At 70.8% G+C, this 25598-nt stretch carries 23 protein-coding genes; 20 read left to right on the top strand and 3 right to left on the bottom strand.

Annotation, left to right across the window (positions count from 1 at the left end; all coding sequences use genetic code 11):
• Window positions 1-119: 119 nt before the first annotated feature.
• The 15 genes from HHX35_RS12645 (at window position 120) to HHX35_RS12575 (ending at window position 16325) form a co-directional block, all read left to right on the top strand.
• Window positions 120-1121 (top strand): DUF3048 domain-containing protein, encoded by a 1002-nt coding sequence (locus tag HHX35_RS12645; RefSeq protein ID WP_310739046.1) that lies wholly within the window; start codon window positions 120-122, stop codon window positions 1119-1121.
• Window positions 1122-1241: 120 nt separating this feature from the next.
• Window positions 1242-2156, top strand: coding sequence for a pyridoxal 5'-phosphate synthase lyase subunit PdxS (gene pdxS / locus HHX35_RS12640; RefSeq protein ID WP_182899040.1), 915 nt, complete (start codon window positions 1242-1244; stop codon window positions 2154-2156).
• Window positions 2157-2364: 208 nt separating this feature from the next.
• Window positions 2365-4053, top strand: coding sequence for an alkaline phosphatase (locus tag HHX35_RS12635; RefSeq protein ID WP_182899039.1), 1689 nt, complete (start codon window positions 2365-2367; stop codon window positions 4051-4053).
• A 96-nt stretch (window positions 4054-4149) separates the two neighbouring features.
• A complete protein-coding gene (locus tag HHX35_RS12630) occupies window positions 4150-4575 on the top strand; it encodes a MarR family winged helix-turn-helix transcriptional regulator (RefSeq protein WP_182899038.1) in 426 nt (141 codons plus the stop codon).
• A gap of 66 nt (window positions 4576-4641) precedes the next feature.
• On the top strand, window positions 4642-5232 hold the full coding sequence (gene pdxT / locus HHX35_RS12625) for a pyridoxal 5'-phosphate synthase glutaminase subunit PdxT (protein ID WP_182899037.1): 591 nt from the start codon (window positions 4642-4644) through the stop codon (window positions 5230-5232).
• Between the two features lie 3 nt (window positions 5233-5235).
• Entirely contained in the window at window positions 5236-5988 is a 753-nt protein-coding gene (locus HHX35_RS12620) for a YebC/PmpR family DNA-binding transcriptional regulator (RefSeq protein ID WP_139575028.1), read from the top strand.
• Between the two features lie 112 nt (window positions 5989-6100).
• Entirely contained in the window at window positions 6101-7288 is a 1188-nt protein-coding gene (eis, locus tag HHX35_RS44585; protein WP_182899036.1) for an enhanced intracellular survival protein Eis, read from the top strand.
• Window positions 7289-7398: 110 nt separating this feature from the next.
• Window positions 7399-8001, top strand: a complete 603-nt coding sequence (ruvC, locus tag HHX35_RS12610) for a crossover junction endodeoxyribonuclease RuvC (RefSeq protein ID WP_182899355.1) — start codon at window positions 7399-7401, stop codon at window positions 7999-8001.
• Window positions 7998-8618, top strand: coding sequence for a Holliday junction branch migration protein RuvA (gene ruvA / locus HHX35_RS12605; protein ID WP_182899035.1), 621 nt, complete (start codon window positions 7998-8000; stop codon window positions 8616-8618). Before ruvC ends, ruvA begins: the two co-directional genes overlap by 4 nt.
• 114 nt (window positions 8619-8732) lie before the next feature.
• On the top strand, window positions 8733-9782 hold the full coding sequence (gene ruvB, locus HHX35_RS12600; protein ID WP_182899034.1) for a Holliday junction branch migration DNA helicase RuvB: 1050 nt from the start codon (window positions 8733-8735) through the stop codon (window positions 9780-9782).
• Between the two features lie 263 nt (window positions 9783-10045).
• Window positions 10046-10402 (top strand): preprotein translocase subunit YajC, encoded by a 357-nt coding sequence (yajC, locus tag HHX35_RS12595; RefSeq protein ID WP_139575024.1) that lies wholly within the window; start codon window positions 10046-10048, stop codon window positions 10400-10402.
• Between the two features lie 89 nt (window positions 10403-10491).
• Window positions 10492-12234 (top strand): protein translocase subunit SecD, encoded by a 1743-nt coding sequence (secD, locus tag HHX35_RS12590; RefSeq protein ID WP_310739044.1) that lies wholly within the window; start codon window positions 10492-10494, stop codon window positions 12232-12234.
• The gene (secF, locus tag HHX35_RS12585) at window positions 12234-13274 is read left to right on the top strand and encodes a protein translocase subunit SecF (RefSeq protein ID WP_182899033.1); all 1041 of its coding nucleotides are present in this window, start codon (window positions 12234-12236) and stop codon (window positions 13272-13274) included. Before secD ends, secF begins: the two co-directional genes overlap by 1 nt.
• An 84-nt stretch (window positions 13275-13358) precedes the next feature.
• Window positions 13359-13865, top strand: coding sequence for an adenine phosphoribosyltransferase (locus HHX35_RS12580; RefSeq protein ID WP_182899032.1), 507 nt, complete (start codon window positions 13359-13361; stop codon window positions 13863-13865).
• A gap of 279 nt (window positions 13866-14144) precedes the next feature.
• Window positions 14145-16325 carry a bifunctional (p)ppGpp synthetase/guanosine-3',5'-bis(diphosphate) 3'-pyrophosphohydrolase gene (locus tag HHX35_RS12575; RefSeq protein ID WP_182899353.1) on the top strand — a complete coding sequence of 727 codons (2181 nt, stop codon included), beginning with the start codon at window positions 14145-14147 and terminating at the stop codon, window positions 16323-16325.
• Between the two features lie 151 nt (window positions 16326-16476).
• On the opposite strand, the gene HHX35_RS12570 is transcribed toward HHX35_RS12575, so the two are convergent.
• The gene (locus tag HHX35_RS12570) at window positions 16477-17706 is read right to left on the bottom strand and encodes a DUF349 domain-containing protein (protein WP_182899031.1); all 1230 of its coding nucleotides are present in this window, start codon (window positions 17704-17706) and stop codon (window positions 16477-16479) included.
• Window positions 17707-17765: 59 nt separating this feature from the next.
• Window positions 17766-18644 (bottom strand): peptidylprolyl isomerase, encoded by an 879-nt coding sequence (locus tag HHX35_RS12565; RefSeq protein ID WP_182899030.1) that lies wholly within the window; start codon window positions 18642-18644, stop codon window positions 17766-17768.
• A gap of 239 nt (window positions 18645-18883) precedes the next feature.
• On the opposite strand from HHX35_RS12565, the gene HHX35_RS12560 reads away from it, so the two are divergent.
• The 3 genes from HHX35_RS12560 to aspS are packed head-to-tail and all read left to right on the top strand — an operon-like array spanning window position 18884 to window position 22571.
• The gene (locus tag HHX35_RS12560; RefSeq protein WP_139575321.1) at window positions 18884-19567 is read left to right on the top strand and encodes an MBL fold metallo-hydrolase; all 684 of its coding nucleotides are present in this window, start codon (window positions 18884-18886) and stop codon (window positions 19565-19567) included.
• Window positions 19567-20823: a histidine--tRNA ligase gene (gene hisS / locus HHX35_RS12555; protein ID WP_182899029.1), complete on the top strand. Its 1257-nt coding sequence runs from the start codon at window positions 19567-19569 to the stop codon at window positions 20821-20823. Before HHX35_RS12560 ends, hisS begins: the two co-directional genes overlap by 1 nt.
• Complete coding sequence (gene aspS / locus HHX35_RS12550) at window positions 20820-22571, top strand: aspartate--tRNA ligase (RefSeq protein ID WP_182899028.1); 1752 nt, start codon at window positions 20820-20822, stop codon at window positions 22569-22571. Before hisS ends, aspS begins: the two co-directional genes overlap by 4 nt.
• 58 nt (window positions 22572-22629) lie before the next feature.
• Here the strand turns inward: aspS and HHX35_RS44580 are convergent, their stop codons facing one another.
• Window positions 22630-23550, bottom strand: coding sequence for a peptidylprolyl isomerase (locus tag HHX35_RS44580; protein ID WP_182899027.1), 921 nt, complete (start codon window positions 23548-23550; stop codon window positions 22630-22632).
• A gap of 215 nt (window positions 23551-23765) precedes the next feature.
• Here HHX35_RS44580 and HHX35_RS12540 point away from each other — a divergent pair, with 215 nt between their 5' ends.
• Together HHX35_RS12540 and HHX35_RS12535 are read left to right on the top strand one after the other, a co-directional pair.
• A complete protein-coding gene (locus HHX35_RS12540) occupies window positions 23766-24233 on the top strand; it encodes a DUF2231 domain-containing protein (RefSeq protein ID WP_182899026.1) in 468 nt (155 codons plus the stop codon).
• A 16-nt stretch (window positions 24234-24249) separates the two neighbouring features.
• Window positions 24250-25569 carry a replication-associated recombination protein A gene (locus HHX35_RS12535; RefSeq protein WP_182899025.1) on the top strand — a complete coding sequence of 440 codons (1320 nt, stop codon included), beginning with the start codon at window positions 24250-24252 and terminating at the stop codon, window positions 25567-25569.
• The last annotated feature ends 29 nt before the right edge of the window (window positions 25570-25598 follow it).

Raw genomic sequence — 25598 nt, 5'->3', positions numbered from 1 at the left:
ATTTCGGTCTGATCCCGGTAAGCTCATGCCGTTTCATTGCCATGCTGGTCAACGGGTCTGCGTGGGCCAGGTCCGTCGTGCCTGGCGGCGGGGGCTCTCCACCGGGAGGAGCGGGTACGGTGCGGGCAGGGATCGGCTTCACGCTGGCCATGGCGGTCATCCTGACCGGAACCGCGTGCTCGGGCGACGACAAGCCCGCCGCCCAGTCTCAGGACGCGAGCCCGCTGGCGTCTCCGTCGCCGACGCCGCCTCCCGAGCATCCGTTCACCGGCCGTCCCGTCGCCGCCCGCAAGCCGGTCCTCGCGGTGAAGATCGAAAATACCCACGCGGGCAAGCCGCAGATGGGCCTGCGCAGCGCCGACGTCGTCTTCGTCGAGCAGGTCGAGGGCGGGCTCACCCGGCTCATGGCGATCTTCTCCTCGAAGCTGCCCGCCCAGGTGGGGCCGGTCCGCAGCGCCCGCATCTCCGACCTGCACATCCTCCCGATGTTCGGCAAGCCCGCCCTGGCCTACTCCGGCGTGCAGACGAAGATGATCCCCTTCGTCCAGAAGGCCTCGCTGTTCGACGTGTCCGACAGCCGGGTCCCCGGCGCCTACACCCGCGCGGCCGGGCGGGTCGCGCCGTACAACCTGATCGGCAGTCCCAGGAAGCTGCTGGCCAAGGCGCCGCAGGCGAGCAAGGCGGACGACATCGGCTTCGTCTTCTCCGACGAACCGCCGGCCGGGGGTACGCCGCAGAAGAGCGTCAGCGTCCGCTATCCGGCGGCCCGCTTCACGTTCGCCTGGTCCGCCGCCCAGAAGCGCTGGCTGGTGACGCAGGACGGCGAGAAGGACATGGCGGCGGAGGGCGGCCAGCAGGGCGCCCCGACGATCGTCATCCAGTGGGTGAAGACCGACCGCTCGGAGTTCCACGACTTCACCGGCAGCTACACCCCGCTCGTGCACACCGTGGGCAAGGGCACCGGCGTCGTGCTCAGGGACGGCCAGGCCTACCGGGTGAAGTGGTCGCGCGCATCGGAGAAGGAGGGCACCACCTACACCATGGCCGACGGCACGCCCATGCCGTTCGCCCGCGGCCAGGTCTGGGTCGTGCTCGCCTCGCGCAAGCCCGTCGCACCATGATGTCGCGCCATGATGGACAAAACGCCTGATCGACTCTGACAGAAGGGTGCGTCGGGTGCGGGATCGGCCAGCGCCTACCATGGAGGGGATTCCGTAGGCCCGCCGTCGTGAGGTATCACCGTGTCCAGCAGCACCTCCGAAGTCAACGAGACCACCGCCGTCGGCACCGCCCGCGTGAAGCGCGGCATGGCCGAGATGCTCAAGGGCGGTGTCATCATGGACGTCGTCACCCCGGAGCAGGCCAAGATCGCCGAGGACGCCGGAGCCGTCGCCGTCATGGCGCTGGAGCGCGTCCCCGCCGACATCCGCGCCCAGGGCGGCGTGTCCCGGATGAGCGACCCCGACATGATCGAGGGCATCATCAACGCCGTCTCCATCCCGGTGATGGCCAAGGCCAGGATCGGCCACTTCGTCGAGGCCCAGGTGCTCCAGGCGCTCGGGGTCGACTACATCGACGAGTCCGAGGTCCTCACCCCGGCCGACTACGCCAACCACATCGACAAGTGGCAGTTCACCGTCCCCTTCGTGTGCGGGGCCACCAACCTCGGCGAGGCGCTGCGCCGCATCACCGAGGGCGCCGCGATGATCCGCTCCAAGGGTGAGGCCGGCACCGGCGACGTCTCCAACGCCACCACCCACATGCGCAAGATCCGGGGCGAGCTCAAGCGCCTCACCTCGCTGCCCGAGGACGAGCTGTTCGTCGCCGCCAAGGAACTGCAGGCGCCGTACGAGCTGGTGGCCGAGGTCGCCAAGACCGGCAAGCTGCCGGTGGTGCTGTTCACGGCGGGCGGCATCGCCACCCCGGCCGACGCCGCGATGATGATGCAGCTCGGCGCCGAGGGCGTGTTCGTCGGCTCGGGCATCTTCAAGTCCGGCGACCCCGCCAAGCGCGCCGCCGCCATCGTCAAGGCCACCACGTTCTACGACGACCCCGACGTGATCGCCAAGGTCTCGCGCGGTCTGGGCGAGGCGATGGTCGGCATCAACGTCGACGACATCCCCGCGCCGCACCGCCTCGCCGAGCGCGGCTGGTAGACATTCCCCGAAACCAGGGGACGGACGCCCGGCTGGGACCTCCCAGCCGGGCGTTCTTGCTGTTTGCGGCCTTATGCCGGATTTGGGGCGACGGTGCGGTGATGTCGCCTTTCGGGGGACCGATATCGTTCCGCCGATCTTTACTCTCCTGTCACGATCGATCGTCAGGCTGCGGGCGTCCCGCCTCTGATCGTCACAGGGAGCCCAATTGCCCGGCCTCGATCGTCGTTCCTTCCTCGTCACCGGACTCGCCGCGGGCGCCGTCACGGCGATCCCCGCCGCCGCCTCGGCGGCCCCCACGCCCACGCCCGAGGCGGCGGGCGAACCCGCCTCCCGCGGCCTGCGTTCCGACCCGTTCACGCTCGGCGTGGCCTCGGGCGACCCCGACCACGCCGGCTTCGTGATCTGGACCCGCCTCGCCCCGCAGCCGCTGGCCGAGGACGGGCTCGGCGGCATGCCGCAGCGGGCGTTCTCCGTGCAGTGGCAGGTCTACGCCGACGAGCGCTGCCGCCGCGTCGTGCGGGCGGGCGTGGCCGAGGCGAGCCCGGAATGGGGGCACAGCGTCCACGTCGAGGTGGACCACCTGGAACCCGGCAGGGAGTACTGGTACCGCTTCCGGGTCGGGCCGTACGTCTCACCGGCCGGCAGGGCCCTGACCGCGCCGCACCCGCTGTCGTTCGGCGGCCCGCTGACGATGGCCTTCGTGTCCTGCGCGCAGTACGAGCACGGCTACTTCACGTCCTACCGCCGCCTGGCCGAGGACCACCCGGACCTGGTCCTCCACCTGGGGGACTACCAGTACGAGTACACCAAGAACACCTACGTCGCCGCCGGCGGCAACGTGCGCGACCACGAGGGGCCGGAGACGACGACGCTGGCGAACTACCGCCAGCGGCACGCGCAGTACAAGACCGACCCCGACCTGCAGGCCGCGCACGCCGGCGCGCCGTGGCTGGTCGTCTTCGACGACCACGAGGTGGACAACAACTGGGCCGACGAGATGCCGGAGCACCCGGAGGAGCAGCCCACCTTCCTCGAACGCCGGGCCGCCGCCTTCCGCGCCTACTACGAGAACATGCCGCTGCGCCGCACCTCGGTGCCGCGCGGCGTCGACATGCAGCTCTACCGGCGGGTCAGGTGGGGGGCGATGGCGAACTTCCACATGCTCGACACCCGGCAGTTCCGCGACGACCAGGGCTGCGGCGACGGCTACAAGGACTGCCCCGAGGCGGTCGACCCGGCCCGCTCGATCATGGGCTTCGAGCAGGAGGTGTGGCTGCTCGACGGGTTCCGCCGGTCGCGGGCGCGCTGGGACGTCATCGGCCAGCAGGTCTTCTTCGCCCAGCGCGACAACAACGCCGGGCCGGCGAAGATCACCAGCCAGGACGCCTGGGACGGCTACGTCGCGTCGCGGCGGCGTGTCACCCAGGGCTGGATCGACGCAGGCGTGCGCAACCCGGTCGTGCTCACGGGAGACGTGCACGCGCACTGGGCGAGCGACCTGAAGCTGGACTACGACGACCCGACCGGTCCCACGGTCGGGTCCGAGCTGGTGACGACCTCCATCAGCACCACCGGCGACGGGGCCGACTCCGACCCGGCGGCGCACCCGTTCCTGAAGATCAACCCCCACCTGAAGTTCTACAACAACCAGCGCGGCTACGTCCTGACGAAGATCGACAAGGACGCGCTGACCGCCGACTTCAAAGTGGTGCCCGTCGTCTCGGCTCCCGGTTCCGAGGTGCGTACCAGGGCGACGTTCGTGATCGAGGACAGGGTGCCCGGCGTACAGCAGACCTACCTGCGCCCGCTCGACCCCTCGATCGCGGCGCGGCGGGAGATCACGGCCGAGGACATGGTGGAGGAGACCGTGCGGCAGGAGACCGAGCGCCCCTGACGGCGCGCTCAGGTGCGCCAAGCGGGCGGCGTCCCCTTTCCGGGGGCGCCGCCCGCTTCGTCTGCTCCGGGCCGGCCACCGTTATGGTGACCTGCTATGACGACCGACGACACCGGACGGCTCGCCGAGAACCTGTCTCGCGAGCTGCGCCACATCGTGATGCTGCTGCGCCGTACGACGGCGGGGCAGCCGGTCACCGCCCAGCAGTACTCCGTGCTCGGCTCCCTTGAGGACGGCGCGTGCCGGATGACCGACCTGGCCGAGGAGCACGGCGTGCAGCTGCCGACGATGAGCGTGCAGGTCAACCGCCTGGAGGAGGCCGGTCTCGTCGCGCGGGGCACCGACGCCTCCGACGCGCGGGTGCGCACCGTCGAACTGACGGGCGAGGGCCGCGACCGCCTCCGGGCCGTACGGCAGGCCAGGATCGCCTACCTGTCCGGCCGGCTGGGCGCGCTGACCCCCGAGGAGCGCACGGCCATCGCCCGCGCCCTCCCCGCCCTGGCCAAGCTGGGCCGCTCCTGATTTATCGTTTTGGGCGCGCAAGACCGTGGCCATACCCTGAACAGGGTCACCACAGGAAGGGAAACCGTGACGTCCGCACCCAAGATCGGCGTGCTCGCCCTGCAGGGCGACGTGCGCGAGCACATCCGCGCTCTGGAGGAGTCGGGCGCGGCCGCCACGCCGGTGCGCAGGCAGGAGGAGCTCGCCGCGGTGGACGCGCTGGTCGTCCCGGGCGGGGAGTCGACCACGATGTGGAAGCTCGCCACCATCTTCGAGCTGCTCGAACCGCTGCGGCTGCGGATCAAGGAGGGCATGCCCGCCTACGGCTCGTGCGCCGGGATGATCATGCTGGCCGACCGGATCGAGGGCGGCATCGAGGGCCAGGAGACGCTCGGCGGCATCGACATGGTGGTCCGGCGCAACGCCTTCGGCCGCCAGGTCGACTCGTTCGAGGCCGATCTCGACTTCGCCGGGCGCGGGACGATCAGGGCCGTCTTCATCCGGGCGCCCTGGGTCGAGTCCGTGGGGCCCGACGTGGAGGTGCTGGGCCGCACCGAAGCTGGGGATAGGATCGTCGCGGTCCGACAGGGACCGTTGCTCGCGACGTCCTTCCACCCGGAGCTGACCGGCGACGCGCGAGTGCACTCGTATTTTGTCGAAATGGTGAGGGAGCTCTAGGCGATGTCCGGCCACTCCAAATGGGCGACGACGAAGCACAAGAAGGCGGCGCTGGACTCCAAGCGCGGCAAGCTTTTCGCCAAGCTCATCAAGAACATCGAGGTCGCGGCCAGGACCGGCGGGCCCGACCCGGACGGCAACCCCACGCTGTTCGACGCCATCACCAAGGCCAGGAAGAACTCGGTCCCGATCGACAACATCGAGCGGGCCCGCAAGCGCGGCGGCGGCCTCGAGGCCGGCGGCGCCGACTGGCAGACGATCATGTACGAGGGCTACGCCCCCGGCGGCGTCGCGGTCCTCATCGAATGTCTCACCGACAACCGCAACCGCGCGGCGTCCGAGGTGCGCGTGGCGCTGACCCGCAACGGCGGCTCGCTCGCCGACCCCGGCTCGGTGTCGTACATGTTCAACCGCAAGGGCGTCGTGATCGTCCCCAAGGGGTCGCTGACCGAGGACGACGTGCTCATGGCCGTGCTCGACGCGGGGGCCGAGGAGGTCAACGACCTCGGCGAGAACTTCGAGGTGATCTCCGAGGCCTCCGACCTCATCCCCGTGCGCAAGGCGCTGCAGGACGCGGGCATCGACTACGAGTCGGCCGAGATGAGCTTCGTCCCGACGCTCAACGTCCCGCTGGACGAGGACGGCGCACGCAAGATCTTCAAGCTCATCGACGCGCTCGAGGACAGCGACGACGTCCAGAACGTCTGGGCGAACTTCGACGTGAGCGACGAGGTCATGGAGAAGGTCGAGGCCTGACGCCGGAGGCGGGCACGGGCCCCGGATCGGCGGAGAGCTTCGGGCCCCAGCTCGGCGAGGGGGCGGAAAACCGGTGGCAGAGGCCGCCGGGGCCCGCATAGCTTGGCCGGTTGTGGAAATCCGTCATCTCACGAGCGACGACCTGGACGCCGTCCTCGACAACCGCAGGCGCGCCTTCGGCCCGCTGTCCGGCGGCGGCGCCGAGACCTGGCGCAAGCTCGTCTCCCCGATGCTGCCCGAGGGCCGTTACCTGGGCGCCTTCGACGGCCCCCGTCTCGTCGGCACGGCCAGGATCAACCCGTACGTCCAGTGGTGGCACGGCCGCCCGCTGTCCATGGGCGGCGTGGCGGGCGTGACGGTGTCGCCGGAGGACCGCGGCAGGGGTGTGGGCCGGGCGCTCACGCACGCGGCCATCGAGCGCTGCGCGGAGCTCGGCCACGCGGTCTCCGCGCTCTACCCGGCCACCACGCCGGTGTACCGGAGCGCGGGCTACGAGCACGCCGGCGTGCTCCAGCGGATCACCGTGCCCGCCGAGGCGCTGCGTACGCTGGGCGGCCCCGGCGGCGCGGCCGGCGCGGTCAAGCTGCGCCGCATGGGCCCCGCCGACGCGGCCGAGCTCGTGGCCCTGATCGGCAGGGTGCACGCCGCCACCCGCGCGAGCGGGCCGCTGTGCTTCGACGAGCGGACCTGGCGGCTGTGGCTGGAGGACGACGACGACTTCTGTTACCTGGCCGAGGACGGGTTCGTCGTCTACCGGTGGAGCGACGGGGACATCGAGGTCGACAACCTGCTGGCGGGGTCGGAGGCGACGGCCAGGGCCCTGTGGTCGATGGTCGGCAGCGCCTCGACCGTCGCGAAGTCGGTGACCGCCTGCGTCGACCCCGCCGACCCGGTGCTCTGGATGCTGCGGGAGCGGTCGAAGGACGAGGTCACCCAGACCCGGTGGATGTTCCGGCTGATCGACCTGCCCGCCGCGGTCGAGGGGCGCGGCTTCCCCGCGGGGGTCCGCGTCGAGACCCCCGTCGAGGTGACCGACTCCCGGCGCCCGGGCAACGCGGGCACGTGGGTGCTGCGGGTGGACGGCGGCGCCGGCTCCGTGACGCGGCGCGACGCGGCGCGTGGTGAGGGGGCACACGAGGACGCGACGCGGCTCACGATCGGCGGGATGTCCGCGCTGTTCGCCGGCGTGCCCACGGCCACGCTCCGCCGCGCCGGCCTGCTGAGCGGCGGCTCTCCCGACGCCGACGACGCACTGGACGCCGCGTTCGGCTGCGCCGCGTACATGATCGACTACTTCTGACGCGCCCGCGCGGCCGCTGATCGCGATAGAGTGACCGACCGAACAGATGTTCGGCGCAGCGGCGGCCGCGCCGCCGGGATCAGGGAGGCGTGCCGGTGCGGTTGCCCCAACTGCGGGTGATGGGCGTGGACCCGGGGCTGACGCGATGCGGTCTCGGCGCCGTGGAGGGCCGTCCCGGCGCGCCGCTGAGCCTGCTGTCGGTCGGGGTGGTCCGCACCCCGGCCGACGACGACATCGGGTCCCGGCTGGTCGTCATCGAGGCGGAGATCGAGCGCTGGCTCGACGAGATCAGGCCCGACGCGGTCGCCGTCGAGCGGGTCTTCGCCCAGCACAACGTCCGTACGGTCATGGGGACGGCCCAGGCGTCGGCCGTCGCGATCGTCTGCGCGGCCCGGCGGGGGCTGCCGGTCGCGCTGCACACGCCCAGCGAGGTCAAGGCCGCCATCACGGGCAACGGCAACGCCGACAAGAAGCAGGTCGGCACGATGGTCACCCGGCTGCTGCGGCTCGACGCCATGCCCAAGCCCGCGGACGCGGCCGACGCGCTCGCCCTGGCCATCTGCCACGTCTGGCGCGGCGGCGTGCAGCACCGCCTGGCCGACGCCCTGGCCCGGGCCCGTTCCGGGGGTGCGGGGCCCGCGGGCTCTGGTAGGACTGGGAGGCCCGGCGAGGTCGCGGCCGGGCGTCCGGACCGGGGAGGGAGCACGCGGTGATCGCATCCGTTGCGGGGCAGGTGGCGGCGATCGGAGCCGACAGCGCCGTGGTCGAGGTGGGCGGCGTCGGGATGCTCGTCCACTGCACCCCGGGCACCCTGGCCGGACTGCGCGTCGGCGAACCCGCCCGGCTGTCGACCTCGCTTGTTGTCCGCGAGGAATCGCTCACGTTGTACGGCTTCGCCTCCGACGACGAGCGCACGGTCTTCGAACTGCTCCAGACGGCCAGTGGGGTCGGGCCGCGCCTGGCCCTGGCCATGCTCGCGGTCCACGCGCCCAACGCGCTGCGGGTCGCGGTGGCGAGCGCCGACATCAAGGCCCTGACGATGGTGCCCGGCATCGGCCAGAAGGGCGCGCAGCGCATCGTGCTCGAACTCAAGGACAAGCTCGGCACCCCGGCGGCGGCCGTCGACGCCGCGATCAACGGCGCGGCGGCGGCGCCCGTCTGGCGCGACCAGGTCCATGCGGGACTGGTCGGGCTCGGCTACTCGTCCAGGGACGCCGACGAGGCGGTCGCTGCGGTCACCGCGGAGGCCGAGGCGGAGGTCGCCGCCGGTCGCACCCCGCGGGTGGCCGCGCTGCTCAAGTCCGCCCTGCGCGCGCTGAGCGTGCGGTGACCTCGTGAAGGGCCGCGCCTCGCCCGCCGTGCGGGGCGCGTGGCGGGCTGATGGTTCGATGAAAGTTTCACCGGGAAGCGGACGGATCCCGGCAGGTCGAGCGGATGGTGTCGAGTGAGCTTCGAGCGGGATCTCGTGTCGCCGGAACCGGAGGGCGACGAGCAGGCGATCGAGGCCGCGCTGCGCCCCCGGCGCCTGGACGAGTTCATCGGACAGGGCCGGGTGCGCGAGCAGCTGTCGCTGGTGCTGGAGAGCGCCCTGCGCCGCAACCGCCCGCCCGACCACGTCCTGATGAGCGGCGGCCCCGGGCTCGGCAAGACGACGCTCGCCATGATCATCGCCTCCGAGCTCGGCGCGCCGCTGCGGATGACCTCAGGCCCGGCGCTGGAGCGCGCGGGCGACCTCGCCGCGATCCTGTCCACGCTGACCGAGGGCGAGGTCCTGTTCATCGACGAGATCCACCGCATGGCCCGCCCGGCGGAGGAGATGCTCTACCTCGCGATGGAGGACTTCCGGGTGGACATCGTCGTCGGCAAGGGCCCCGGCGCCACCTCGATCCCCCTCGACATCGCCCCGTTCACGCTGGTCGGGGCCACCACCCGGGCGGGGCTGCTGCCCGCGCCGCTGCGTGACAGGTTCGGCTTCACCGCCCACATGGACTTCTACGAGGTGGCCGAGCTGGAGCAGGTGCTGCGGCGCTCCGCGCGGCTGCTGTCGGTGGAGCTGCCGGACGAGGGCGCCCACGAGATCGCCCGCCGCTCGCGCGGCACGCCCCGCATCGCCAACCGCCTGCTCCGGCGGGTGCGCGACTTCGCCGAGGTCCGCGCGGAGGGCGTGATCACCCGGGAGGTCGCGGCGGCGGCGCTCAACCTCTACGAGGTGGACGCCGAGGGACTGGACCGGCTCGACCGGGCCGTGCTCGACGCGCTGCTGCGCAAGTTCGGCGGCGGCCCGGTGGGCCTGTCGACGCTCGCGGTGGCCGTGGGGGAGGAGCCGGAGACCGTCGAGGTCGTGGCCGAGCCCTTCCTGGTGCGGCAGGGGCTGCTGGCCCGCACCCCGAGGGGCCGCGTCGCCACCGCCACCGCCTGGGCGCACCTCGGCCTGACTCCGCCTCCTGACGCCGTCGGCTCCGTGGCGGTGCCCACGCTCTTCGACGACGCCTGAGCGCCCCTCCCGCCACACTTTGCGCCGGCGCGGCGGATGGAAGCGGAAACCAGGGCAAAGAGGTAACAGACCGATTGCGAAGCCCATGAAACGGGAACTTTCCTGCCCGTCGAGCCGTGGGTTCGTTGCCGGGCTTCTGCGGGCTCGAATACACTGCGTGGCTTGACTGGCCGCACCCGCGAGAAGTCGCGGTGGCCCGCGTGTGAAGCGCACAAGACCTCCGGCGTCAGGCCGGTTCATCACGTTACGGAAGGGTGGCCCCCGTGGGTAACAACCCGCTTGGGACGTTCCTGCCACTGATCTTGCTGGTAGTGGTGTTCTACTTCCTCCTGATCCGCCCCCAGCGCAAGCGGCAGCAGGAGCAGGTCCAGATGCAGAACTCCCTCACCCCGGGCGTCCGGGTCATGACCACGACAGGCCTGTTCGCGACGGTCGTCGCACTCCAGGACGACGACGTCGTGCTGGAGGTGGCCCCCGGCGTCGAGACCCGCTGGGCCAAGGCGGCGATCGGCAGGGTGCTCACTCCCGTGGACGAGGTGACGGACGAGGAGGCCGAGGAGACCGTGACGGACGGTTCCGACACGGGGAACGGTGACGATACGAGCACCAAGCAGTCCTGAGTAGGCTGATCACAACCTTTCGACGAAAGAACTGACCTCCAGTGGCCCCACCGACCAGTAGCCAGAGCAAGCCTGGACGCACACTCCTGTTGCTCCTTGCGCTCATCCTCGTCATGGGCGCGACGGTCGCCCTCCAGAAGGCGTTCGTCCCCAAGTTCGGCCTCGACCTCGCGGGCGGCACCACCGTGACGCTCACGCCGGTCATGGCGAACGGGAAGACGCCGTCGCAGGAGAGCCTCGACCGAGCCGTGACGATCATCCGGCAGCGCGTCAACGGCACCGGCATCTCCGACGCCCAGGTCGCGAAGTCGAACGACAACATCGTGATCCAGATCCCGGGCGCGGGCCGTGACGAGGCGCTGCGGCTGGTGTCGACCACCGCCGAACTGCGCATGCGGCAGGTGCTCGCGGTGGCCGCCGCCACGAACCAGCCGGCGCAGGTGCCCACCGCGGCTCCCACGCCCAGCGGGTCGGCGGCGGCGACGCCCGCGGCCACTTCGAAGGCGTCCACGCCGGCCAGGGAGAGCGGGGCCCCGAACGGCAACGCGTCTCCGGCGGGCCGTGCCCTGTCGAAGGCGCTGACCGCGCCGTCGCCGGAGCCGAGCACCTCGACGAGGGCCACGAACCACCGCAGGGCGGGCGCAGGGACCGCCCGCGCCAACCGGGCGAAGGCGTCGCCCTCGGCCGCTCCCAGCCCCACGCCGACGGCCGCTCCCCAGGACACGGGCGACCCACTGGCCGGTCAGGACACCAGCGGCATCGACCCGGCGCTGCTCGCCGAGTTCCGCACGATCGACTGCACCGCGAAGAACCGCGGCCAGGGCGCCGTCGACGACCCGAACAAGCAGATCGTCGCCTGCAGCGACGACGGCTCGGCGCGGTACATCCTGGACAAGGCCGCGGTGCAGGGCACCGAGATCAGCGGCGCGCAGTCGGGCACCGACCCCACCACCGGTGAGTGGATCGTCCAGGTCGACTTCAAGTCCAAGGGCGCCACGCAGTTCGCCGACATCACCCGGCGCATCACGAGCCTGCCGGCCCCGCGCAACCAGCTCGCCAACGTGCTGGACGGCGTCGTCATCGTCGCTCCGACGATCGAGGAGGCCATCCCCGGCGGCAGCGCCCGCATCTCCGGCAGTTTCACCCAGAAGACCGCCACCGAGCTGGCCGACCAGCTCAAGTACGGCGCGCTGCCGCTGAAGTTCCAGCAGAGTTCGGTCGTGTCGGTCTCCTCGACCCTCGGCCAGGACCAGCTTCACGGCGGTCTGATCGCCGGCGCGCTCGGCCTGATCGTCGTCATGATCTACCTGCTGCTCTACTACCGCGGCCTGGGGCTCATCGGCATAGCCAGCCTCTGCGTGGCCACCGTGTTCACGTACCTGACCGTCGACATCCTGAGCCAGAACGCCGGCTTCCGGCTCTCGCTGCCGCACATCATCGGTCTGGTGGTCTCGATCGGCATCACCGCGGACTCGTTCATCGTCTACTTCGAACGGATCCGCGACGAGATCAAGGAGGGCCACCGCACGCTGCGCTCGGCGGTGGAGGTGGCCTGGCGGCGCGCCCGGCGGACCATCCTGGTCGCCGACGCCGTCATGTTCATCGCCGCGGTGGTGCTGTTCTTCCTCGCGGTCGGCGACGTGGCCGGCTTCGCGTTCGCGATGGGCCTGACCACGCTCATCGACATCGTGGTGGTGTTCCTGTTCACCAAGCCGCTGATGTCCCTCGTGGGGCGGTTGCGGTTCTTCTCGAAGGGCCACAAGCTGTCCGGACTCGACGCGGAGCGCATGGGCCGTACCAGCCCCGCCGAGCAGACCCTGCAGGAGGCGTGATGCCGGGAGTGATCAGCCGCCTCTACCGCGGCGACATCAACATCGACTTCGTCGGCAAGCGCAAGATCTGGTACGGCCTGTCGGTGTTCCTGCTGGCCGTCTCCATCCTGGGCCTGGCGCTGAACGGGCTGAACCTGGGCGTGGAGTTCCGCGGCGGCTCTGTCTTCGACTTCAAGCGCACACCGGGCTCCAGCCTCGAACAGGTCCGCGAGACGATCCACAACGCCGGGCCTGATCAGGCCATCGTGCAGCAGGCCGGCCCCAACTGGCGGGTCACCACCGAGAGCCTCAAGGCCGACGAGGTGACCAAGGTCCAGCAGACGGTCGCCCAGAAGTACGGCATCACGGAGGACCAGGTCAGCTCGCAGGTCATCGGCGCGACCTGGGGTGGCGAGGTCTCGCAGAAGGCATGGATCGGCCTCGCGGTCTTCATGATCGCGATCATGCTGTACCTGTCGGTGGCCTTCGAGTGGCGGATGGCCCTCGCGGCGATCGTCGCCCTCGTCCACGACCTCGTGATCACCGCGGGCGTCTACGCCTGGTCGGGCTTCGAGGTCACCCCGGCGACCATGCTGGGCTTCCTCACGATCCTCGGTTACTCGTTGTACGACGCGGTCGTCGTCTTCGACATGATCAAGGAGGTCACGGGCAAGCTCGGCACGAGCGCGAAGATGACCTACACGCAGGCCGCCAACAACGCGCTCAGCCACACGCTGATCCGGTCGCTCAACACCTCACTGGTGGCGATCCTGCCGGTGGCGGCGATCCTGTTCATCGGCACCACGCTGCTCGGCGCCGGCACGCTGAAGGACCTGTCGCTGGCGCTGTTCGTCGGCATGATCGTCGGCACCTACTCGTCCCTGTGCGTGGCGACGCCGATCCTGGTCACGCTCAAGGAGCGGGAGCCCAAGTGGCAGGCCCTGGCCCAGCGGGTGCACGCCAAGCAGGTCTCCGCCGCCAAGGCCGCCGCCAAGGAGCCCGTCTCGGCCGGCTCGCAGAACGTCACCACCACGACCACGGAGAAGCGCAAGAAGCGCTGATCCCGTCTCGTCGCAGGCGCCCCCGGAACCCGCCCGGTTCCGGGGGCGCCTTCGTGTTGCGCGATCCCGTTAGGCTTGGGCGTCGTGACTGACTGGACGGCTCTCATCAGGGATGTCCCGGACTACCCCAAGCCGGGCATCCTCTTCAAGGACATCACCCCGCTGCTGGCGGACCACGCGGCCTTCACGCAGGTCGTGGGCGAGCTCGGGGACGGCCTGGCGTTCGACAAGGTGGTCGGCATCGAGGCGCGGGGCTTCATCCTCGCAGCGCCGGTGGCCTACCGCAGCGGCGCCGGGTTCGTACCGGTGCGCAAAAAGGGCAAATTGCCCGCCGACACGTACGAGGCGTCCTATGATCTCGAGTACGGCTCCGCGACGATCGAGGTGCACGCCGACGCCTTCGACCCCGGCGACCGGGTTCTGATCGTGGACGACGTCCTCGCCACGGGCGGCACGGCCCGGGCGGCCGTGGAGCTGGTCAGAAGGACGGGTGCGGAGGTCGTGGCCGTGTCCTTCCTGATGGAGCTGTCCTTCCTCTCCGGCCGCGACCGGCTGCCGGGCCTGGACGTCCGCACCCTGCTCACCGTCTGAGCCGCGCGGGCCGGTCAGGGGGCACGCGGCCGAGAGTGCTGTGGCAGCACGGATACACTGTGGAATCTGGACTCGACGTGAGGAGTCTGTGTGCCCCGTGATGTGGTCGTGCCCGACAGCGCGCGGGTCGATCGCGGAGTGATCTCCCGCGACGCCCCCGAGCCCGTCGCAGACGTGCCCCCCGACGCGGCGCGCGACCCCGCGGCGGTCCCGGAGGACAAGCCGGCGTCGCCGGCCACGCGACGGAGGCTCGCCCGTTTCGGGGGGCAGTGGGGTGCCATGAATCCGGTGTTGGAACCGCTCTTCAAGACGGTCCGTGCCACTCATCCCAAAGCAGACCTGCGGCTGATCGAGCGCGCGTACGACGTCGCCGCCTATCACCACCGCGATCAGAAGCGCAAGAGCGGCGACCCGTACATCACCCACCCGCTCGCGGTGGCGACGATCCTGGCGGAGCTGGGCACGGACGACGAGACGCTGTGCGCCGCACTGCTGCACGACACCGTCGAGGACACCGCCTACAGCCTCGACGAGTTACGAGCCGACTTCGGCGACAACATCGCGTTGCTCGTCGACGGCGTGACCAAGCTCGACAAGGTGAAGTTCGGCGACGCGGCGCAGGCCGAGACCGTGCGCAAGATGGTCGTCGCGATGTCGCGCGACATCCGCGTGCTGGTGATCAAGCTGGCCGACCGGCTGCACAACATGCGGACCATGCGCTACATGCCCGAGCACAAGCGCCAGCAGAAGTCCCGCGAGACGCTGGAGATCTTCGCGCCGCTGGCCCACCGGCTCGGCATGAACACCATCAAGTGGGAGCTGGAGGACCTCGCGTTCGCCATGCTCTACCCGAAGCGGTACGACGAGATCGCCCGGATGGTGTCGGAGCGCGCGCCGCGCCGTGACCTGTTCCTGCACGAGGTCATCGAGAAGGTCTCCGCCGACCTGCGCGAGGCGAAGATCAAGGCGACCGTGCGCGGCCGGCCCAAGCACTACTACTCGATCTACCAGAAGATGATCGCCAAGGGCGTGGCCTTCGACGACATCTACGACCTGGTGGGCATCCGCGTGCTGGTCGACACGGTCCGCGACTGCTACGCCGCGCTCGGAACGATCCACGCCCAGTGGAAGCCGGTGCCGGGGCGGTTCAAGGACTACATCGCCATGCCCAAGTTCAACATGTACCAGTCGCTCCACACGACGGTCATGGGACCCGAGGGCAAGGCCATCGAGCTCCAGATCCGCACGCGGGCCATGCACAACCGCGCCGAGTACGGCGTGGCCGCGCACTGGAAGTACAAGGAGGAGATGACGGGGGCCGGCGCCGGCAAGGTCAAGCAGGTCAACGACATGGCCTGGCTCCGCCAGTTGCTGGACTGGCAGAAGGAGACCTCCGACCCCGGGGAGTTCCTGGAGTCGCTGCGCTTCGACCTGTCGGTCTCGGAGGTGTTCGTCTTCACCCCGCGCGGCCAGGTGATCGCCCTGCCCGAGGGCGCCACCCCCGTCGACTTCGCGTACGCCGTGCACACCGAGGTCGGCCACCGATGTATCGGCGCGCGGGTGAACGGCAGGCTGGTCCCGCTGGAGTCCCGCCTCGGCAACGGCGACACGGTCGAGATCTTCACGTCGAAGTCGCCGGACGCCGGGCCGTCGAGGGACTGGCTCAAGTTCGTCAAGAGCGGCCGGGCCCGCAACAAGATCCGTCAGTGGTTCACCAAGGAGCGCCGCGAGACCGCCATCGAGGCGGGCAAGGAGGCGATCGGGCGGGCCATGCGCAAGCAGGGCCTGCCGCTGCAGCGGCTGATGTCCGGCGAGGCGCTGCTGGCCCTGGCCAGGGACCTGCGCTACGCCGACGTCTCGGCCCTGTACGCGGCCGTCGGCGAGGGACACCTCACCGCACAGTCGGTCGTGGACAAGCTCGTACAGGCCCTGGGCGGCGTCGAGGGGGCCGAGGAGGACATCGCCGAGGCCCAGGTCCCCACGCGGCTCAAGGGCCGTCTGAGGGCCAACTCGAACGCAGGCGTGATGGTCGCGGGCGACCCGGACGTGTGGGTCCGCCTGTCGCGCTGCTGCACCCCGGTGCCGGGGGACGAGATCGTCGGGTTCGTCACGCGAGGGCACGGCGTCTCCGTGCACCGCACCAACTGCCCCAACGTGGAGCAGCTCAACGCCCACCCCGACCGGCTGGTGGAGGTCTCCTGGTCTCCCGGGGACGACTCGGTCTTCCTCGTCGCCATCCAGGTGGAGGCGCTCGACCGCCCCCGCCTGCTGTCGGACGTCACGCGGACCCTCTCCGACCAGCACGTGAACATCCTGTCGGCCTCGGTGACGACCAGCCGCGATCGGGTGGCGATCAGCAAGTTCACCTTCGAGATGGGCGACCCCAAGCACCTCGGCCACGTGCTCAAGGCGGTGCGCACCGTCGCGGGCGTCTACGACGTCTACCGCGTCACCAGCTGACGGCCCGCGGCCCCCGCGGCCGGAACCACGGCCCGGCGGGCCGATGACCGGACGGCCCCTGCCCGGCGGCGGGGCGCGTCCTCACGAAGCGGCGGCGGACATGCGAATCCCGGCGTGACACGAGGTCACGCCGGGACGCGCTCGAAGCGGGTCAGGAGAACTCGGCGAGCGTCCGCTCCGCCTCCTGGAGCCAGGAGCGGCGGGCGGACAGGGCCTCCTCCGCCTCCTTGACGTCCTTGTCCCGGCCGGCCGTCTGGGCCTTGGCCAGCCGCGTCTCCAGCTGGTCGATGGACCTGCGGAGCTGGTTGACCGTGTCCTGGGCGCGAGCCCTGGCCTCGGGGTTGGAGCGCTTCCACTCGGTGTCCTCGGCCCTGCGGACCGCGTCGTCGACCTTGCGCAGCCCGCCCTCCAGGCGGTCGCGCTGGTCGCGCGGCACCGGGCCCGCGGCCTCCCAGCGCTCCAGGATGCCCCGCAGCGCCGAGCGCGCGGTACGCGCGTCGGTGACCGGCAGCAGCTTCTCGGCCTCGGCCAGCAGGGCCTCCTTCACCTCCGCGTTGGCCGCGAAGGAGGCGTCCCGCTCCGCGAACACGGCCGAGCGGGCCTGGAAGAACTGGTCCTGGGCGCCCTTGAAGCGCGCCCACAGCTCGTCCTCGACCTCACGGGAGGCGCGCCCGGCGGCCTTCCACTCGCGCATCAGCTCCCGGTAGGCCGCCGCGGTGGCGTTCCAGTCCGTCGAGTCCGCCAGCGCCTCCGCCTCGCTCACGATGCGCTCCTTGGTGCCGCGCACCGCGTCGCGCTGCTGGTCGAGCGAGGAGAAGTACGCCTTGCGCCGCTTGGCGAAGGCCGTACGTGCCGTGGACAGCTTCTTCCACAGCGTCGCCTCGGTGGCCCGGTCGACCCGCTCGGCGGCCTTCCACTCCTCGACGAGCTGCCGCAGCCGCTCGCCGCCGGACTTCCAGTGCGTCGTCTCCTCGGCGATGCGCTCGGCCTCGGCGACGATGCGCTCCTTCACCTCACGCGCGTGCGCCCGGGCCTGGTCGCGCGCGGCCCGCAGCTCCTCGCGCCGCTTGCCGACCAGCTCGGTCAGCGCCGTCAGCCGGTCCTGCAGCGAGCCGAGGTCGCCGACCGCGTGCGCCTCGGCCACCGACTCACGCAGCTTGGCGATGCTCGACTCGGCCTGGGCCGGCGCGAGGTCGGTGCCGCGCACCCGCTGCTCAAGGAGCTGCACCTGGCCCGCCAGCTCGTCGAACTTCCGGCGGTAGTAGGCCAGTGCCTCCTCCGGCTCACCGGCCTGCCAGGACCCGACGGCCCGTTCTCCCTCAGCCGTACGCACGTAGACGGTGCCGTCCTCGTCTACCCGGCCCCACGGGTCGGTGCTCACCGTGTCCTCCCGCACTTGAATCAGCCTCCAGGGCTCGATGTGCCCTTGGTTGTATTACGTCAGCTCTTGCTGGTGATTGTCACGTCTTTGATGACCACGGGCTGCTTCGGGGCACCAGTGCCGTCCCCGCCGGCGCTGGCGATGACGCCCTTCTTGGCGACCTTGTCCACGATTTCGAGTCCTTTGGTCACCGTACCGAAAGGCGTGTAGTCGGGCGTCAGTCCGGTGTCCCCGAACACGATGAAGAACTGGCTTCCGTTGGTGTTCGGGCCGCTGTTCGCCATCGCGAGCACGCCCCGTGTGTACTTCGCGCCCGCGAGGTTCTCGTTGGCGAAGCGGTAGCCCGGGCCGCCCTGGCCGTCGGTCGGGTTCTTGCCGTCGGCCTTGGCCAGCGGGTCGCCGCACTGCAGGATCGGGAAGTCCGTGCCCATCCGGTGGCACTTCGTGTCGTCGAAGTAGTCCTTGGAAGCCAGGAACTTGAACGAGTTGACCGTGCAGGGCGCCTTCTCGCTGTCCAGCCTCGCGACGATGTCACCGAGGTTGGTCCTGATGGTCATGGTCGCCGGGGCGGTGCTCACCTTCTCCGGCGGCGTGCCGACGTTCTTGACCTGGCCGCTGCCCTCGTCGGCGACGTAGCCGCAGGTGCCCTTGACCGGGTCGTACGGCTTGGGGTCGGCCACCGCGGGCTTGATGCTCGCCGACGGCGACGCGGCCGCGGTGGCGTCGCTGTCGTCGCGGCCGAGGAGGGTCGTCGCCGCCACCACGCCGCCGATCACCACCACCACGGCCGCGGTGGTGCCTATGATCGCGTTGCGCCGCGACTTCTGCTCGCGCTCCACGCGTGCCTGCAGCTGCCGTTCGTAGTGCTCCCGGGCCAGCTGCTTCTGCCGGTCCTTGCCGGTGACCACTTCGACCTCCCGACTCGTCCTGTTTCCCATGGTCGTACGCCCGGACGCGATCTCGCCGGCGCGTACCCGCCACACCCGGGAGGTGCTCCGGGAACGGCGGCCTGTTCTATAGCATCCGGCTCGACTGCTCCAAGAATGACTATTGAGGTGGGCGAATCGTATCGGCTGACGGGTATTGGTTCGCAGCCTGCCGACCCGCACCGGTACCCTTCGGTTACATTCGCTCGCGCAATCCTTGATTGATCCGTAGAGACGCAGAGGCCGCTTCCGTGCTCGTCGCCGGGTTTCCCGCAGGGTCGTTCCAGACCAACTGTTACGTCGTCGCTCCCGCAGCAGGCGAGGAGTGCGTGGTCATCGACCCAGGTCAGGATGCCGTGGAGGATCTCGACGCGCTGCTGCGCGAGCACCGGCTGAAGCCGGTCGCGGTGCTGCTCACCCACGGCCACATCGATCACGTGTGGTCGGTGGCCCCGGTGTGCGGCGCCCGCGACGTGCCCGCGTGGATCCACCCGGAGGACCGCGATCTGCTGTCGGACCCGGCGAAGGGGTTCCCGCCGCAGGCGGGCCAGGCGTTCGGCGGACTGAAACTTTCCGAGCCCGACGACGTGCGGGAGCTGGCCGACGGCGCCGTGCTGTCGCTGGCCGGGCTCGAGTTCACGGTCGAGCACAGGCCGGGCCATACCTGGGGGTCGGTGACGTTCCGGGCGCCCGTCGAGGACTCCCAGGTCCTGTTCGCGGGCGACCTGCTGTTCGCCGGCTCCATCGGCCGTACCGACCTGCCCGGCGGCGACTACGCCGCCATCCTGCGCAGCCTCGCCAAGACGCTGACGCTGCCGGACGAGACCACGGTCCTGCCCGGCCACGGACCTCAGACGACCATCGGCCGCGAGCGCGCGACCAACCCCTTCCTCAGGGACGTCGCGCCGCACGCCGGCCCGACCAGGGGATTGTGATGACCTTTCAGGCGCCCAAGGGCACCTTCGACTGGATGCCCCCGCGTTCGGAGTGGGCTCTCGCCGTACGGGACGCCCTGGCCGCGCCGGCCCGCCGCGCCGGCTACGGCTACATCGAGACGCCTGCCTTCGAGGACACGGCGCTGTTCTCGCGGGGCGTCGGAGAGTCGACCGACATCGTGACCAAGGAGATGTACACGTTCACGAGCCGGGGCGGCCAGTCGCTGACGCTGCGCCCCGAGGGCACCGCGAGCGTGATGCGGGCCGTGCTCGAACACGGCCTGTACGGCGGGCCGCTGCCGATCAAGCTCTGGTACTCGGGCAGCTACTTCCGCTACGAGCGGGCCCAGGCGGGGCGCTACCGCCACTTCTCCCAGGTGGGGGCGGAGGCCCTGGGGGCCGAGGACCCGGCGCTCGACGCCGAGCTGATCGTGCTGGCGATGGACGGCTACGTCTCGCTGGGCCTGCGCGGCGTCCGGCTGCTGCTGAACTCGCTGGGCTGCAAGGAGTGCCGCCCGGCCTACCGCGCCGCGCTGCAGGACTTCCTGCGCGGCCTGGACCTCGACGAGCCCACCCGCAACCGGATCGAGATCAACCCGCTGCGGGTGCTCGACGACAAGCGCCCCGAGGTGCGCGCGCAGCTGGAGAACGCGCCGCTGGTCACCGATCACCTGTGCGGGGCCTGCAAGGCCTACCACGAGGAGGTCAGAGGCCTGCTGACGGCCGCCGGCGTGGCGTACGAGGACGACCCCCGGCTCGTGCGCGGGCTGGACTACTACACGCGTACGACCTTCGAGTTCCTGCACGACGGCCTGGGCGCCCAGTCGGCGGTCGGCGGGGGAGGACGCTACGACGGGCTGAGCGAGCAGATCGGCGGCCCGGCGCTGCCGAGCGTGGGCTGGGCCCTCGGGGTGGACCGCACGGTGCTGGCGATGGAGGCCGAGGGCCTGCTTGCCGAGCGCCCCCGCGGCGTCGAGGTGTTCGCCGTGCCGCTCGGCGAGGAGGCCAGGCGGCGCGTGTTCCCGCTCGTGAGCGAGCTGCGCCGGGCCGGTCTCGCGGTCGACATGGCCTTCGGCGGCCGTGGCGTCAAGGGCGCGATGAAGGCCGCCGACCGCAGCGGCGCGCGGTACGCGCTCATCCTCGGCGACCGAGATATCGAGGCGGGCGCCGTGCAAGTGAAGGACCTGACCACAGCCGACCAGACCGCGGTTCCGCTCGCGGAGGTCGTCGAGTTCTTGAAGGGGAAACTCTCGTGATCCGCACCCACGAGGCAGGCACGCTCCGCAAGGAGCACGCGGGCCAGAAGGTGACGCTCGCCGGATGGGTGGCGCGCAGGCGCGACCACGGCGGCGTGGTCTTCATCGACCTGCGCGACGCCTCCGGCTCGGCCCAGGTGGTCTTCCGGGAGGAAGACCACGCCCACGACCTGCGCGCGGAGTACTGCGTGAAGGTCACAGGCGAGGTACGCCAGCGCCCGGCCGGCAACGAGAACCCCGATCTGCCCACGGGCGAGATCGAGGTCGTCGCCTCCGAGGTGGAGGTGCTGAGCGAGTCGGCGCCGCTGCCGTTCCCGATCGAGGGCAGCGCGGGCGTGTCGGAGGAGGCGCGGCTGAAGTACCGCTACCTCGACATCCGCCGCCAGCGGATCGCCGACGCGCTGCGCATGCGCTCGCAGGCGACCTATCTCGCCAACGAGGTCATGCGCGAGCGCGGGTTCGTCTACGTCGAGACCCCGAACCTGACCCGCTCGACGCCCGAGGGCGCCCGCGACTTCCTGGTGCCCGTACGGCTCCAGCCGGGCAACTGGTACGCCCTGCCTCAGTCGCCACAGCTGTTCAAGCAGCTCCTCATGGTCTCCGGCCTGGAGCGCTACTACCAGCTCGCCCGCTGCTTCCGCGACGAGGACCTGCGGGCCGACCGGCAGCCCGAGTTCACCCAGATCGACATCGAGATGTCGTTCGTGGACCAGGACGACGTGATCGAGCTGGGCGAGGCGCTCATCGGGCGGATCTGGAAGGAGACGCTCGGCTACGAGCTGCCCACGCCGCTGCCCCGGATGACGTACGCCGAGGCGATGGCGCGGTATGGCTCGGACAAGCCGGACCTGCGCTTCGGCGTCGAGCTGACCGACCTCACGGACTACTTCTCCGGCACCTCGTTCCGCGTCTTCCAGGCGCCGTACGTGGGAGCGGTCGTGATGCCGGGCGGCGCCTCGCAGACCCGCAGGGAGCTCGACGCCTGGCAGGAGTGGGCCAAGTCGCGCGGCGCGCGTGGCCTGGCGTACGTGCTGGTGCAGGAGGACGGCACGCTGGGCGGCCCGGTGGCCAAGAACCTCTCGGAGACCGAGCTGGGCGGCCTCGCCGGGGCGACCGGCGCCAAGCCCGGCGACGCGGTCTTCTTCGCGGCCGGCGCGCCCGCGGCCTCCCGCGACCTGCTCGGCGCGGCCCGCCTGGAGATCGGCCGCCGCTGCGACCTGATCGACGAGTCGCAGTGGTCGTTCCTGTGGATCGTCGACGCCCCGATGTTCGAGGAGGACGGAGAGGGCGGCTGGACCCCGGTCCACCACCCGTTCACCTCTCCGAAGCCGGAGTGGGCCGACACCTTCCAGGACAACCCCGGCGAGGCCCTGGCCTACGCCTACGACATGGTCTGCAACGGCATGGAGATCGGCGGCGGCTCGATCCGTATCCACCGGGCCGAGATGCAGCAGCGCGTGTTCGACGTGCTCGGCATCTCCAAGGAGGAGGCCGAGAGCAAGTTCGGCTGGCTGCTCGAGGCGTTCAAGTACGGCCCGCCGCCGCACGGCGGCATCGCCTACGGCTGGGACCGCGTCTGCATGCTGCTGGCGGGCGGTGAGTCGATCCGGGACGTGATCGCGTTCCCGAAGACGGCGTCCGGCTTCGACCCGCTGAGCGGGGCGCCCACCCCGATCAGCGTGGAGCAGCGCAAGGAGGCCGGCGTGGACGCCACGCCGAAGGCCGACAAGCCCGAGTCCGCGCAGTAGAACGCGAGACGGCCCCCGCGACACCGGTCGCGGGGGCCGTCCTGTGTCCGGGGCCCGGTCAGACGATGGCCACGTCCTTGATCACGACCTTCTTCTTGGGGGCGTTGGAGCCCTCGCCCCGCACGTCGGCCGTGGGGTCGCCGTTGAACGGGATGATCCCGCCCTTGGCGATCTTGTCGATGACGTTCATCCCCTTGCTCACCACGCCGATCATCGTGAAGGCGGCGCCCGCCGCGGTCAGCTGGGAGTTCTCGTCGGTGAAGGAGATGAAGAACTGGCTGCCGTTGGAGTTGGCGTCCTCCGTGGCCTGCGCCAGCCCGACGGTTCCCCGGACGAGCGGCATGCCGCCGAGGTTCTCGTCGTCGAACAGGTAGCCGGGGCCGCCCGCGCCGTCCTCCTTGCGCTTGCCGTTGCCCGTGGCCAGGGGGTCGCCGCACTGCAGCATGCCGAGGCCGACGGTCTCCACCGTCGCGAGGCGGTGGCAGACGGTGTTGTCGTAGAAGTTCTTACTCGCCAGGAACGCGAGCGAGTTCACCGCGCAGGGCACGTCCTTGGTGGCCAGGTCGATGACGATCTCACCCTGGTTGGTCGTGATGATCATCTGCTTGGCCAGGATGACCCTCCTGGTCAGCTTGCTGGGCGGGAAGCCCACGTTCTTCGACGGGGCGCCTGTGTCGTCCTTGCGGTACTGGCAGGTGACCTGACGCAGGTCGGTGGGCCTGGCCGTCGGCGTGGGGCCGGCCAGCTCGGTGTGCTTCACGGTGGGACCGTCCGACGCGGAGGCCGAGGCGGAGGCCGAGGGAGTGGCCTTGGCTGTGTTGCCGGCCGAGCCGTCACTGCAGGCCGCCAGGCCGCCCGCCAGCACGAGGAGCCCCAGCCCGGCGCCGAGGGTGCCACGCAGGCGGCGACGGGGGGTGGTCGCGCGCCCGGCCGTGCTCACGCGCGAAGCCGGTTGCTTCTGCCGATCAGTGTCGGTCACCGCTATGCCTTCCCTTTCCCCTTTTATTACGACTGAGGCGCCACTCTATCCGTGATCCCGTCGGCTTCGTGTAAAGCAGGCGTCCCAGGGGTATCACGACAGTTTGCGCTCATCTTGCTCTCAGATCCGCCTGGGAACCTCCTGCTCAGCGAATCCGTATACCGGGGGACGGCCCGCAAACCGCGCCCCGGCCGCCGTCTCAGGAGCGATGCACGATGTTCGACCAGGTCTTCGGACTCCCGGCCCATGCCCTCCTCGTCCACGCGGCGGTGATCTTCGCGCCGCTGCTCGCGGTGCTGTCGATCGCGTACGCCGCGCTGCCGCGCCTGCGGCACAAGCTCGACTGGGCCCTGGTGGCGACCGCCGTGGTGGCGCTCGGCTCGGTGTTCGTGGCCAAGGAGAGCGGGGAGGCGCTGGAGCACCGGATGTTCCAGGGCCACCCCTCTGACACGATCGAGGTCCACAGCGGGCTCGCCGAGATCCTGGTGCCGGTGACCGCGGTGCTCACCGTCGTGTCCCTGGTGATGGTGTGGCTCACCCGTGCCCGCCGCGCCCCCGAGGGCGCCGGCTCGCGGGCCCTCGCTTTGGTCGTGTCGGCCGTCGCCGTGATCCTCGCCCTGGCCGTGGGCTACTACGCCGTACGGACCGGGCACACGGGCGCGACGGCCGTGTGGAGCGAGTGACGGTAGTGTCGGCGATGTGGAGAGCCTGTTCGACTCGGCCGCCGAGGAGGCGCACCGGGGCCAGGAGCCGCTGGCCGTGCGGATGCGGCCGCGCTCGCTGGAGGAGGTGATCGGCCAGCGGCACCTGCTGGGGCCCGGCACGCCGCTGCGCCGGCTGGTGGAGAGCGACGCCCCGATGTCGCTGTTCCTGTGGGGACCCCCGGGCACCGGCAAGACCACGCTGGCGTACGTCGTGGCGGGCGCGACCAAGCGGAGGTTCGTGGAGATCTCGGCCGTCTCCGCCGGGGTCAAGGACGTGCGCGCCGCCATCGACCAGGCGCGCCGCGAGCTCGGCATGACCGGCAGGCAGACCGTGCTGTTCGTGGACGAGGTCCACCGGTTCAACAAGGCGCAGCAGGACGCGCTGCTGCCCGCGGTGGAGAACCGCTGGGTCACGTTCATCGGCGCGACGACGGAGAACCCGTTCTTCTCCGTCATCTCCCCGCTGCTGTCCCGATCGCTGCTGCTCACGCTGGAGCCGCTGGCAGAAGACGACGTCCGCGCCGTCCTGGAGCGCGCGGTTGCCGACCCGCGCGGCCTCGGCGGGCGCGTCACGCTGCACCCCGACGCCCTCGACCAGCTCGTACGGCTGGCCGGCGGCGACGCGCGGCGCTCGCTGACCTACCTGGAAGCCGCCGCGATGCTGGCCGACGAGGTCACGGCGGAGGTCACGGTGGAGGTCGTGGAGAAGGCCGTCGACAAGGCGGCCGTGCGCTACGACCGGCAGGGCGACCAGCACTACGACGTGGTCAGCGCGTTCATCAAGAGCATGCGCGGCTCGGATGCCGACGCGGCGCTGCACTACCTCGCCCGGATGGTGGAGGCGGGGGAGGACCCGCGGTTCGTCGCCCGCCGGATCGTGATCTTCGCGAGCGAGGACGTGGGGATGGCCGATCCCACGTGCCTGCAGGTGGCGGTGGCCGCCGCCCAGGCCGTGGAGTTCATCGGCCTGCCCGAGGGCAGGATCAACCTCGCTCAAGCGGTCATCCACTGCGCGCTGGCGCCCAAGTCGAACGCGGTCGTGAAGGCGATCGGCGCGGCCTCCGACGACGTGCGGCGCGGCATGGTGGGCCGCATCCCCGACCACCTGCGCGACGCCCACTACCCGGGCGCGAAGAAGCTCGGCCACGGCAGGGGCTACCAGTACCCGCACGACTTCGAGCACGGCCTCGTCCGCCAGGACTACGCGCCCGAGGAGCTGCGGGAGCGCCGCTACTACGAGCCGACCACGCACGGCGCGGAGGCGCGGTTCGCCGAGCGCTGGGCGAAGATCCGGAGCTTCCTGCGCGGCGGCTGAGCACCGCCGGTCTCCGGTTCGGTGTGTGT

It is taken from the genome of Microbispora sp. H10830 (genome assembly GCF_014161375.1).
GTDB lineage: Bacteria > Actinomycetota > Actinomycetes > Streptosporangiales > Streptosporangiaceae > Microbispora > Microbispora catharanthi.
This window is presented reverse-complemented; position numbering and strand designations above follow the sequence as displayed.

Excerpts from the sequence above, each read along its gene's own strand:
- HHX35_RS12575 (WP_182899353.1), top strand. The coding sequence starts at position 14,145 with ATGAATCCGGTGTTGGAACCGCTCTTCAAGACGGTCCGTGCCACTCAT.
- HHX35_RS12630 (WP_182899038.1), top strand. The coding sequence starts at position 4,150 with ATGACGACCGACGACACCGGACGGCTCGCCGAGAACCTGTCTCGCGAG.
- hisS (WP_182899029.1), top strand. The coding sequence starts at position 19,567 with ATGACCTTTCAGGCGCCCAAGGGCACCTTCGACTGGATGCCCCCGCGT.
- HHX35_RS12565 (WP_182899030.1), bottom strand. The coding sequence starts at position 18,644 with ATGGGAAACAGGACGAGTCGGGAGGTCGAAGTGGTCACCGGCAAGGAC.
- HHX35_RS12540 (WP_182899026.1), top strand. The coding sequence starts at position 23,766 with ATGTTCGACCAGGTCTTCGGACTCCCGGCCCATGCCCTCCTCGTCCAC.
- secF (WP_182899033.1), top strand. The coding sequence starts at position 12,234 with ATGCCGGGAGTGATCAGCCGCCTCTACCGCGGCGACATCAACATCGAC.
- HHX35_RS12620 (WP_139575028.1), top strand. The coding sequence starts at position 5,236 with ATGTCCGGCCACTCCAAATGGGCGACGACGAAGCACAAGAAGGCGGCG.